The organism is Paraliobacillus sp. PM-2 (assembly GCF_001368815.1).
In the GTDB taxonomy this organism is placed as follows: Bacteria; Bacillota; Bacilli; order Bacillales; family Amphibacillaceae; genus Paraliobacillus.
On sequence record NZ_CTEI01000002.1, the window covers coordinates 401,484 to 413,967 of the forward strand.

A 12,484-nucleotide genomic window follows, 5' to 3' on the forward strand; every position below is an offset into this window, starting at 1 on the left:
TATTTAAACCCTCCATTTATTAAATGAATAAATTAACATTTCCATCTTCCGCGTCGCCTATATAAGCGCCAACACCACCATACTCAATTTCATCAAGTAATTCTTCCTTTTGTAATCCTAGTAAATCCATTGTCATGGTGCAAGCAATTAGTTTCACATCTTGTTCTCTAGCCATTTCTACAAGATTAGGTAATTCCATTGCATTGTGTTTTTTCATTACTTTATTAATCATTAATTTACCCAAACCAAAAAAATTCATTTTAGATAATCCTAACTTGGCTGCTCCTTGTGGCATCATTTTGCCAAACATAGACTCAAGCAAACCTTTTTTGACTGGTTGATGATTATCCTTTCGAAGTGCATTTAACCCCCAAAACGTATGGAAAATTGTCACCTCATGATCATAAGCAGCAGCGCCATTTGCAATAATATAGGCGGCCATCGCTTTATCATAGTCACCACTAAATAAAACAATCGTAGTCTTTTTCTTTTCTGCCATTTTTTATTCCTCCTACATGTTACATTATACACAATATACTAATACCTGTACAGGTATAATTGAAATTTTAAAAATTTAAGATAATATATCAAGCCATATTTTTATTGCAGTACCTGCGATTAAAACGGCTAATATAATTTGTAATAAGGTAGTGTTTACTTTCTTACCAGCTTTCGCACCTAATGGAGAAGCCAGTAAACTTGCTATGATCATAATAGCTGCTGGCATATAGTTTACTTGCCCTGTTGTGATCTTTCCAATCGTCGAACCTATTGAAGAAATAAACGTAATTGCTAATGATGATGCAATGGTCATTCTTGTTGGAATTTTTAAAACAACTAACATAATCGGAACCAATAAAAATGCACCCGCTGCTCCTACTATACCCGCTCCAATCCCTACAATAAACGCTAAAACGGCAGCTAATGTCTTATTGAAAGTAACTTGATTCAGAGGGATAGTATCCAAACCTTTTTTAGGCATAAACATCATCACAGCTGCCATTACTGCCAAAATGCCATATACCAGATTAATGGAAGACTCTGACATGAATTTGGAGCCATATCCACCGATAAAGCTACCAGTTAAAATGGCAATACCCATATACAATATTAATGATTTATTTAAATAATTTCCTTTCCGATATGCCCATACCCCGCCAATAGTAGCAAATAGCACTTGAACTGCACTAATTCCTGATACTTCATGTGCTGAAAATGCTGCTAATCCAAATAAAGGAGGAATATACAATAACATAGGATATTTAATAATTGAGCCACCTATACCTAGCATACCCGAAAGGAAAGAACCTATAAATCCAATTAAAAATATGACCACTATAAACCCAAGTGTTAACTCCATTTTTTCACTCCTATACCGTTCTCTATTCGTTAGAGAAAGAGATGAAAAGTGCATCTCTTTTCTAACGTAATATTGCTATTATCTTACTGCACAACGGTTAGGACCAATTTCCATTTCTCGTTGTTTTTCTGTATCTGGTGTAATTTTACCCATGTTTGTTTCACGAATTTCTTGATATGCATTCGGTTGAGGTGGTAAATTTTCTGTTACCATTTTCCGAAATGCATGTTCATCTGTTACATTTAAACCATGGTTTTCTTTAAACAAATCACCTAACTTTTTGCCTACTGTCCCATCCTCATTTAATTCAGCCATAATCATAAAGTGGGCAGGTAACACTACTAATTCTTCTGAAAGTTGTTGATATCTTGTATATAGACTTTTCCTTAGATCACCTACCCAATCATCGGCCTTCCCAGCAAGATCAGGACGACCAATGGAATCAATGAATAGAATATCACCTGTTAATAGATACGCTTGATCGATAATAAATGATGTGGAACCTATTGTGTGTCCAGGTGTATATAGAGCCTGAATATCAATTTTTGTTGTCCCCACATGAATGACTTGCTCATCTTCTAATGGTTGATAACTAAATGTTACTTCTGTAGCGTCTCTTGGTGGTAACCAATAGCTAGCGCCTGTTTTCTCTGCTAACACGCGCCCACCTGATATATGATCGGCATGTAAGTGTGTATCTAAAACATGTTTAATAGCTACATGCTTCTCCTCAGCAAAGTCCATAAACACGGTTGCCATTCTAGTAGGGTCAATGATAGCCGCTTCACCATCAGAAACAACCATATAAGAAAGACACCCTTTTCCAATTCGAACAAATTGATATAACTCTCCATTACCATTTAAATCGCCTACTTTAATTGGCTCAAGGTGTTCACTCCATGCTTTCATCCCACCTTTTAAATAAGAAACATCCAGTCCAGCTTCAGAAAGCATTTCAGCTACCATAACTGACGAACCTTCTTTTGCACAAACAACTAAAATATCTTTGTCTTTAGGTAATTGCTCCATTATCCCCTTTACACCATCGATCAATTCGAAATAAGGAATATTTAAATAGGAAAAGCGGTATCCTTCGATTTTCCAATCCTCAAATGCATCTTGATTTCTCACATCTAAAATAAACAATTCCTCATTATTTATAATTTTTTTTGTAACCTGACCTGCTGTCATCTCTTGCATTGCCATTATTCATCCTCCTATTTTATACTTTTAAAACCTTTTAGTTTGAAATATTTTCAAAAAAGTAGGCGCAAGTACTGTTTCGTACGAGCACCCAACCATTTAATTCATTTTTAATGCATGCATAATTTGCTCTGGATCAAAACCTATAATCCATTTACCATTCACTTCTGATTGAGGAACCCCCATTTGACCAGTTGATTCAACAACATAGCGCATGGCCTCTGGCTTTTCTTCCATATTAATTTCGTTGAAAGATATGTTTTGTTCTGACAAGTAATTTTTAAGCATTACACAGTAAGGACAAGATGTTGTTGTGTAAACTGTCATTTGTTTCATCTGTTCAATCCTCCATTTCAATCATTTTCAATACCTGTATAGGTATATATTATGTTAAAAAAATATTCGCTAAGTAAATAGCTTATTTATAATATATACCCCTCGAGGTATTTTGTCAAGGGGTAACTTTTGAACTATTCTTCTTCTAATTTATTTTTTAACCGTTCATATTCTTCTTCAGAAATTTCTCCCTTTGCTAATCGTTGCTTTAGGATGTCTAAAGGTGTACTTGTTTGCTTACCTTTATCAATTGTGCCTGATTTTAACACCCATATAACTAGAACAATTACACCGATCAAAATAATTAGCTCAAAAAATCCAAATCCAAACATGTTATATCCACTACCATGCATCATTTATATCATCCTTTCTTATCTAGTTATAAATTTAGAATTAAATGAACTTTTCTCCTCTTTAATAAATTTCTTTTTATACCCTATACCCTATACAATAATTTATTAATCATCATTTTATGAATTACTGTATGTATTGTTCAACACTCTTTAAAAGGATAGCCTCAAACTATCAGAAAAAGAAATAATCACGAAAGATTATTTCTTTTTCTATGTATATAAATATATTTAAAAAGTAGTTTACCTATTTTCGTAAACGAATTTGTCTTGATAAATCATATCTATTGTTTTATAAAGTTCCTTTTTGGGGATTGGTTTACTGTACCAATATCCTTGAAAATATCGACAACCTATTTTTTGCAATAGTTGGACATGTTGTAATCTTTCCACGCCTTCCACAATAACTTTAAGGCCAAGGGTTCGAGCCATTTCCATTATCGCTTGTACAATGGCAAAATCATTATTATCTTCATGGATATTCATGACAAATGCTCGATCAATTTTTAAATAATCCAATTGAAATTGTTTCAGGTAAGATAATGATGAATAACCAACTCCAAAATCATCTACTGCTATTCGTATTCCAAGAGCCTTTAATTCTTGTAAAACTCGTATGGATAAAGATAGATCTTTCATTAACATGCTTTCAGTAATCTCAAAAATTAATTGGGAAGCTGGGCACTTGGTTTCCTCTAAAATTCTTTTTACTGTTGGTATAAAAGATTCATCTTGCAATTGAGCATAGCTTATATTAACAGAAGCATTAAATGAATGATGATCTTTCCTCCAAGCGACGACGTCTTGGCATACCTTCTTTAATACCCATGTACCAATAGGAACAATCCATCTTGTTTCCTCAGCGATTGGAATAAATTCAGCAGGAGAGATCATACCCAATGTATCATGTTTCCAACGAATAAGCGCCTCAACACCTAGTATATTATTCGTATGAAGATCAATTTGTGGCTGATACCAAACCTCAAATTGCTTCTTATCTAACGCATGATATAATTCATTTTGTAAAGAAAATGAACTAATCTCACTTTGTGATGGTTCTTGCCTATAAATATAATATTGTTGCTTGCCTTTCTTTCTTGACTCTTTTAAAGCCAATTCTGCCTCAACGATTAACGCCTCTGTTGATTGTCCATTAAATATTGAAACACCAACACTAACCGTCGCAATAAATTCTACTGATTGGTAACGCCAGGAAACATCTAAGCTATCTAGTAAATTTCTAACTTTATTTTCTAAATCATTATAACTCTCAAATTGCTCCACTAAAATTGAAAATTCATCTTGACCTGTCCGAGCAATGATTGATTGCGGAAGAGCTTGTTTGATAATATCTACTACATGTGTCAATACATACTCCTCTGCACTTTGACCCAACATATTATTTATTTCTTTCATTTGATCGAAGTCTAAAACAAATAACGCTTGTTCTTCATTTTCAGCTAAAGATTTTTCTAATAGCTTTGTAAAATAATATCTATTAGGTAATTGTGTTAATCCATCATAATATAACACTCGATTCAAGGAACGTTCAAATTGTTTTCGTTCTGTTACATCTTTTGAGACAAGTAAAATTTTGTATTTATCTTCCTCATGATCTAAAAATCGTTTACCATCAATATCAATAACATGTGTTTTACCATTCTTGTCTATTAATTCTGCTTCTACTCTTTCAAACTCAATTCCATTCTTTAATTGATCGATTAAACCAGATAATTTATGTTTAGAATCATTTTTTAGAGATTTTTTAATTGTGGTAAAATCAAGATTTTCACCAAATATCATTTTATGAGAAGGTGATATATATTCGACATGTAATTGCTCGTCAATAACACATACAAAATCCGTGGAGTTGTTTGCTATAAGACGATACCTTCGTTCACTCTGTTTAATCTGATCGAGGTATTGCATGCTTTTTAGTGAAAAACTTAGGATAGAAGCATAACCTTCTATTGTTTGACATGTAATTGCATTTACCTGCTCTGGATGCTTTGCGAAAGTTATGAAGATACCTAACATTTGTTCATCTTCACTAACAATTGGTGTAATTTGAAAGGTTTGAAAACCTCTTTCTAGCATTATATTCCAATAAGGACCAAAAGAAGGATCATCGGTCATTTGTCCAACCTGATTGTGTCCCATATTAAGAAGAGTAGTTAGATAATGCTCTCTATATTCATTAAAATCTATGTTATGTATTTCTTTCTTGACTTGCTCTGGAATATGAGAAGAACCAAAACATTGAATTACTTGTTTTTCATCATCTAAACGTAGGATCATACAACTTACATCTAAATGATCTTCAATCATTTGACATGAATCCGTAATGGTATCAAATAGATTCTTAGAGGAAATAATTTCTTTAGCAATTTTCAATTGGTTTTCCATAAAAGTAGTTTGGATTTTTTTGCTTGTAACATCCTCTTGTATCCCTATAAAACACAGTAATTGGTCTGCATCATCAAAAATAGGACTGATCTTAAGTTCATTCCAGAAAGGCCTACCATCTTTACGATGATTTTTAATCTCTATTTGAATCGGTTCATTATTTTTCAATGCTTGCCGAATCTTTTTTTTGTTTTCTTCAGATGTATCTTTACCTTGTAAAAACCTACAATTTTTACCCAATATTTCTTTTTTATTGTAACCTGTAATTTTTTCAAATCCTTCATTAACATACACAATTGGATTATCTTCCTGATTTGGATCAGTAATTATCATACCAGAAGATGATTGCTCAAATAAATGACGAAATTGATTGTTCTCTCTAATCACTTCAAGAAGTTGTTCTTCCTTGTCTATACGATACATCACTTCATCATCGTGTTGTTTAACTAATAAACGAACCATAGAATAGATTAGTACCATGGTTACTAATACAAATAGTAAGCCTTTGATTGTCTGTATGCGAGCGATACTTTGAAAATTAGTAAATACCTCATGAAGGATCCCGTCTGACATAAATATCCAAACCAATCCGAAGATTAAATAGATAATACTAACTTTTAGAGCCGACTTCATAATAGTCCCCCCCTTCTCAAATAGCCAGATCAGTTTATAAAAAGAGTGACTAATCTATCACTATTATATGATGACATGACACGTTTCTACAATCCAATTTTTATCTTAACAATTATTAACATTACTTTTTTTCAAAAAAAAGCAGATTAATCTATATAATTAACATAAAAAGGCTGCTTAAAAAGCTATAAAGCTCTTTAAACAGCCTTTACTATTATTTTAATTCGTTTACTTGTTTTTCATATCGTCTTTAAGGTCATCACGGATACTTTTGTCTGATAATTTAACACCAGCATGATAAGCAGACCTAGCCATCATAAATCCACCGATAGGGGCAGTTATAAATACAAATAAAATTGTTAACAAAATCTTGCCACTAACAATATCATGTGCGTAACCAAAATATAAAAACAAACCAATCATCGTTCCTATAACACCAAAAGTGGACGCTTTGGTCGCTGCATTGATACGTGTGTATGCATCAGGCAATCGAATAATTGCAACAGCTCCTAGTAGCATAAAAATCGCACCTAAAATTAAGAAGAAGCTAATCACGATTTCGCTCAATCACAACGCCCCCTTCCATATATTTTGATAATGCTACGGTTCCCACAAAGGATAAAATACCCAATACTAAAATTACTTCTACATAAACAAGCGTTTTTTGAGCAATCATTAACATCCCTACGAAACCGATTAAGGTAATACCTAACAAATCAAGTGCAACAATACGATCAAACATGGAAGGCCCTTTAATTAGTCGCACAAAACAAAGGACAATAGAGATTGATAAGATACACATGACGATATATGCAACAGATTGTAGCATTAATCTGTCACCTCCATAATACCTTTTTCAAAGGTTAATTTTATGCTACGAATTACTTCCTCTTTTGAATCAATGTCAAGTGTATGAACATAAAGTGTTTTTTGATCATCTGAAAAGGACATCACTAAAGTCCCAGGTGTAAGTGTAATTAAACTAGCTAATAATGTAACTTCTAAATCCGAACTTAATTCGGTCGGATAGGCAATTATTCCAGGTTTTGCTTTGATTTTTGGACTTAAAACTATTTTCGCAACATTTATGTTTGCTAAGATCATTTCCTTAATGAAAACAAGAACCAATTTGGCAAACGCAATGATCTTAGTGAAATACAAGTTAAAGTGTAGAAAACTACGAAAAAGATATAAAAAAGCTAAACCTATTACGTAGCCGACAAAAAAAGTCGAAAAGGAAAAATCACTAGAAAGTAACATCCATATCAAAGCTAAACTTAAGTTTAATAATATTTGTAATGGCATTGATAATACTCCTTTTATTTATCATGACATCTATTCCATATACTAAGGAAGAATGACATTAATATAATGTTCTGGGTTCATTAATTGTTCGGCTGCTCCGATAACATACTGAAATGCAGGTTCTGCTCCTAATCCTAGAGCAATTGTTAAAACGATTAACGGAATCACTGGTCTTAGCAAAGGAAACGTCTGTTTATTTGTCAAAGCAACAGTTGTACTGTTCTTTTCTCCCCAAAACACATTCATAAATATACGTAACATAGAAAATAAATTTAATAAGCTTACGATTAGGGCAACAGCGACAATTAAATACTGTCCTTGATCTAATCCCCCAACTACTAATGCAAATTTCCCAAAAAATCCACTTAAAGGTGGTATGCCAACTAAAGACATTGCAGCAATAAAGAAAAGCCAGCCGAGCATTGGGTGCGTCTTTAGTAGACCGCTCATTTTTCTAATATCGCCTGTACCGGTTACACGGATAATAATTCCTACAATAAAGAATAGTGCAACTTTAACGATCATATCATGCGTAATATAATAAACAGATCCAGCAAGAGCAGAAGTTGAGAAAACACCTAATCCCATAATCATAAAACCTACTTGACTAATAATCTGATAAATTATAATTTGCTTTATATCAAATTTAGATAAAGCACCGAAAACACCGAATATCATTGTAAGACCAGCTAATAAAAGAATGATACTATGTGTGAATTGTGGTTGTTGATTAAAGATTAGAGTAAAAGTTCTAATCAATGAATACAATCCAACTTTAGTTAATAACGCACCAAACAGTGCTGTTATTACTGCTGGAGGACCATAATAAGACTTTGGCAACCAGAAGTATAATGGGAATAATGCGCCCTTTGCACCAAATACAAAGAGAAAAATGATTGCAATCACATTTAGCACACCCTGCTGATCCATTGTTGCCACGCGGTTTCCTAAATCAGCCATATTGAGGGTTCCAGTTGTTGCATAAAGATAAGCGGCACCAACAAGAAAGAAGGCGGAAGCAACCATATTCATCACAACATATTTAAAGGATTCCCTTAACTGAATTTTCTTCCCACCATTAGCAATTAACACATAGGAAGAAATTAAGGTAACCTCAAAGAAAACAAAAAGATTAAACAAATCACCAGTTAAGAATGCGCCGTTAACACCAGTTAATAGGAAAAAGAAAAAGGAATAAAAATAATATTTTTCTCTCTCACTATGAATGGTTTTAAATGCATAAAATAAGCAAACTAAACCAACTAAGCTTGACATAAGAACCATTAAAACAGATAGCATATCACCAACTAATACTATCCCAAATGGTGCATCCCAGTTCCCTACCTCTAGGATAATCATTTTTTCTTTCGTCTGATAAACGATATAAACTAAAAATGCAGCATAAACAAATAATGCAATTCCTGCAGTTCCAGCGATTATTCTTTGTAAACGATGTTGTTTGGCAAAAAAGATTAATACTGCACCAACCAACATTGGTAATAAAAATGGTATAACTAATAAGTTACTCATCTAATCTTCCCCTCAATTGATCTAAGTCGTCTGTTTGGTGGGCCTTATACGTGCGATAGGTTAATACAAGTAATAAAGCTGTCATACCAAAACTAATTACAATTGCTGTTAGAATTAGTGCCTGTGGCAACGGATCAGAATATTTACTAGCTTCTTCACCTAACAAAGGTGCAGAACCAAGACCTAATCCGCCCATTGTCAATATCAATAAATGAGCACCGTGTGACAATAATACCGTTCCTAATACAACTCGTAACAAGCTTTTTGTTAAGAGTAAATATGTCGCAACAGAAAATAAAACACCTATTAGCACTGCTATTAAAATTTCCATTACGAATCATCCTCCGCTATTGTTGTAATAATTAATAATGTGACACCTACTACGACAATGTACACACCTAAGTCAAATACTAAGGCAGTAGTTAATTCCACATTTCCTAAAATCGGAATATGTGCATGATCAAAAAATTGTGTTAAAAAAGGATATCCAAAAAACATACTACTGATACCTGTTCCCATTGCAATAAGTAAACCAGTACCAATTAAATATGGAAAGTAAAAAGAAAGTACTTTCTTAATTGTTTGGAGATCAAAGCTAATATAAAGCAATACAATAGCAGAAGCTGTCATTAATGCTCCAATAAATCCACCGCCAGGGTTGTTATGACCTGCAAACAATAAGAATACAGCAAAGGAAAGGATAATAAACACTGCGATACGAGTAATTGTGTGTACCGAAATATTATTTTTCATTATAAATCTTCCTTTCCATTCATTTTCAATTTAATTAAAGAAACGATACCTAAACCTGCTATACCTAATACAAGTATTTCAAACATGGTATCCATTCCACGAAAGTCGACTAAAATAACGTTTACTACGTTGTCTCCACCACCAAGGTCATGTGAATTCTTTAAGAAATAATCAGCAATAGACTCAAATGGTTTTTTATTACCTAAGGCTAATGAACTTAATGCCATTGTAGTAACAAGCGCCCCGACACCGATAGAGATAAATAGATTCGTCCATTTAAATACAGGCTTTGTTTTTTCTTTGCGCAGTTCTGGCAAATGATAAAAGCATAGTAAGAATAGGGCTGTTGTAACGGTTTCAACCAACAACTGTGTTAATGCTAAATCAGGCGCACGGAACATAACAAACAATAACGCCACTAAGAACCCTACGAAGCTAGTAGCGATTATTGCTATTACTCGATTTGTGATAAACGGTACTAAAATAGCTGATAATGCAATAATAGCCACTAAAACCCATGCGTAAATTGGTATTTCTGCAACATTATTTGTGTCGATGGCAAAACCACCAAAATGAAATAGTGTATAGCCTACGAGTACAATGAAAAACACATACATATAAGCTAAATAGTCACGTAACAAGCCTGTTTCAGGTACTTTTGTGATTTTCTTAGCGATTGGTGCAATTCTATTAACAATTCCATCATAAAAATAGTTGATTGGATCTTTTTTATGCAAACGTAAGAATGCATAAATTTTTTGCCATTTCGTTAGCGTTAGATACATTAATACACCAACAGCGATAATACTAATGGTCATATACAATGGTGGGAAATTAAAACCATGCCATGCCTTAATATGAATATCAAAGTGCTCTACTCCAGTTAATGATACAGGATAGATTGCTTTGACTGCCGGCTCAATAATAGTATGTGATAGTATATTAGGGAAAAAGCCAAATAACACGACAAGACTTGCTAATATAATCGGTGGTATCAACATACCAACAGGTGCCTCATGTGGTTTTTTCTCTAATTCTTCTGGTTGATAGTTTCCTCTAAAGGTTTTAAATACAAGAATCATACTATAAACAAACGTGAACACACTTGCTACCCATGCAATCACCGGGAATAACACACCTAGGGATTGCATATTGAAACTAGTAATATCTGTTGCATGTAGCATACTTTCTAAAAACATTTCTTTACTTAAAAATCCATTGAATGGGTAAACACCCGCCATGGAAAAGGCACCAATAATTGAGATGGTAAACGTAATAGGCATAAAGGTCATTAAGCCACCAAGCTTACGTATATCTCTTGTACCCGTTTCATGGTCAACAATGCCTGCAACCATGAACAAGCTACCCTTAAAGGTAGAATGGTTAATTAAATGAAAGACTGCAGCCACAGTAGCAGCAGTAAACCCGGCCTTATATCCATAGAAGGCCGCAGCAGAGCCTACACCTAGCATACTCATTATCATTCCTAGTTGACTGATTGTTGAATAAGCTAAGATTGATTTTAAGTCTGTTTGTCTTACTGCATTGAACGATCCCCATAATAAGGTGAACAAGCCAAATCCAGAGACAAGCCAAAACCATTCTGATGAACCAGAAAAAACAGGACTTAATCGAGCAACTAAATAAATACCTGCTTTCACCATAGTTGCTGAGTGTAAATAAGCACTTACCGGTGTTGGAGCTTCCATTGCATCTGGTAGCCAAATATGAAATGGAAATTGTGCTGACTTTGTAAATGCACCAAACAAGACAAGCAACATGGTTGGAATAAATAAACTACTTGAAGTGACGACATCCACTTGTGCAATAATCTCAGTTATGGTAAATGTTCCAGTCATTACATAAAGTAATGAAAAACCAGCAAGCATTGCAAAACCACCTGAAACGGTGATTAACATTGATTTTAATGCTCCATAGCGTGATTTTTTTCGTTCATACCAATAACCGATTAGTAACGCCGAAGAAAGACTTGTTAGTTCCCAGAAAACATATAAAACCATTAAGTTTCCAGAAAGTACAACGCCTAACATTGCCCCCATAAACATCATTAAATAGAAGTAGAAGTTATGCAATGATTCTTTGTCTTTATCCAGATAAAACACTGAATATAAAACAACTAACACACCAATACCCGTAATTAATAATGCAAACAATAATGCGAGTCCATCTAAATGAATATTAAAGTTGATTCCCAATGATGGTACCCAACTTAGAAGATGTGTTACTACTTCTCCATCCGCAATGGTTGGAATAAATGTTAATAAATAAACAAATAACACTGTAGGTAATACAAGCACAAACCAACCCGTGTGAACCGATGAGATTTTTTTATAAAAAAACGGGATAATTAGTGCAAATAAAAAAGGGGCTATAATTGCTATATGTAAAAACGACAAGAGCCCATACCTCCTCAAAATAAAAACTTGTTTTTTTAATCTTTCATACACTACACATAACCTAGTTATTACTAGTAACATACAAGTACAATGAAATTATACATGAATTAATTTTTAGCCGCAATTATGGTAATTTAAGCTTTTTAACTATTTATCGAAACTATTTAAATAGGAAGAAACACAGAAAATAC

General features: G+C 33.5%; 13 protein-coding genes. All 13 read right to left on the reverse strand.

The window, feature by feature from the left end:
• Positions 1–19: 19 nt before the first annotated feature.
• On the reverse strand, positions 20–499 hold the full coding sequence (locus BN1058_RS10835) for a DsrE/DsrF/DrsH-like family protein (protein ID WP_090857277.1): 480 nt from the start codon (positions 497–499) through the stop codon (positions 20–22).
• A 75-nt stretch (positions 500–574) separates the two neighbouring features.
• Positions 575–1,360, reverse strand: a complete 786-nt coding sequence (locus BN1058_RS10840; protein WP_090857280.1) for a sulfite exporter TauE/SafE family protein — start codon at positions 1,358–1,360, stop codon at positions 575–577.
• A 78-nt stretch (positions 1,361–1,438) separates the two neighbouring features.
• Complete coding sequence (locus BN1058_RS10845) at positions 1,439–2,566, reverse strand: MBL fold metallo-hydrolase (RefSeq protein WP_090857283.1); 1,128 nt, start codon at positions 2,564–2,566, stop codon at positions 1,439–1,441.
• Positions 2,567–2,662: 96 nt separating this feature from the next.
• A complete protein-coding gene (locus tag BN1058_RS10850; protein WP_090857286.1) occupies positions 2,663–2,899 on the reverse strand; it encodes a glutaredoxin family protein in 237 nt (78 codons plus the stop codon).
• A 134-nt stretch (positions 2,900–3,033) separates the two neighbouring features.
• The gene (locus tag BN1058_RS10855; protein ID WP_090857289.1) at positions 3,034–3,255 is read right to left on the reverse strand and encodes an SHOCT domain-containing protein; all 222 of its coding nucleotides are present in this window, start codon (positions 3,253–3,255) and stop codon (positions 3,034–3,036) included.
• Between the two features lie 237 nt (positions 3,256–3,492).
• Positions 3,493–6,288, reverse strand: coding sequence for an EAL domain-containing protein (locus BN1058_RS10860; protein ID WP_090857292.1), 2,796 nt, complete (start codon positions 6,286–6,288; stop codon positions 3,493–3,495).
• Positions 6,289–6,516: 228 nt separating this feature from the next.
• Positions 6,517–6,855, reverse strand: a complete 339-nt coding sequence (gene mnhG / locus BN1058_RS10865) for a monovalent cation/H(+) antiporter subunit G (RefSeq protein WP_090857295.1) — start codon at positions 6,853–6,855, stop codon at positions 6,517–6,519.
• Entirely contained in the window at positions 6,836–7,117 is a 282-nt protein-coding gene (locus BN1058_RS10870; protein ID WP_090857298.1) for a Na(+)/H(+) antiporter subunit F1, read from the reverse strand. Before BN1058_RS10870 ends, mnhG begins: the two co-directional genes overlap by 20 nt.
• Positions 7,117–7,593 carry a Na+/H+ antiporter subunit E gene (locus BN1058_RS10875; RefSeq protein ID WP_090857300.1) on the reverse strand — a complete coding sequence of 159 codons (477 nt, stop codon included), beginning with the start codon at positions 7,591–7,593 and terminating at the stop codon, positions 7,117–7,119. The genes BN1058_RS10870 and BN1058_RS10875 overlap by 1 nt, the downstream gene beginning before the upstream one ends.
• Positions 7,594–7,635: 42 nt before the next feature.
• Complete coding sequence (locus BN1058_RS10880; protein ID WP_090857303.1) at positions 7,636–9,123, reverse strand: Na+/H+ antiporter subunit D; 1,488 nt, start codon at positions 9,121–9,123, stop codon at positions 7,636–7,638.
• The gene (locus BN1058_RS10885) at positions 9,116–9,454 is read right to left on the reverse strand and encodes a Na(+)/H(+) antiporter subunit C (RefSeq protein WP_090857306.1); all 339 of its coding nucleotides are present in this window, start codon (positions 9,452–9,454) and stop codon (positions 9,116–9,118) included. The genes BN1058_RS10880 and BN1058_RS10885 overlap by 8 nt, the downstream gene beginning before the upstream one ends.
• A complete protein-coding gene (locus BN1058_RS10890) occupies positions 9,454–9,876 on the reverse strand; it encodes a Na(+)/H(+) antiporter subunit B (protein ID WP_090857309.1) in 423 nt (140 codons plus the stop codon). Before BN1058_RS10890 ends, BN1058_RS10885 begins: the two co-directional genes overlap by 1 nt.
• Entirely contained in the window at positions 9,876–12,293 is a 2,418-nt protein-coding gene (locus tag BN1058_RS10895) for a Na+/H+ antiporter subunit A (RefSeq protein ID WP_090857312.1), read from the reverse strand. Before BN1058_RS10895 ends, BN1058_RS10890 begins: the two co-directional genes overlap by 1 nt.
• Between the last annotated feature and the right edge of the window lie 191 nt (positions 12,294–12,484).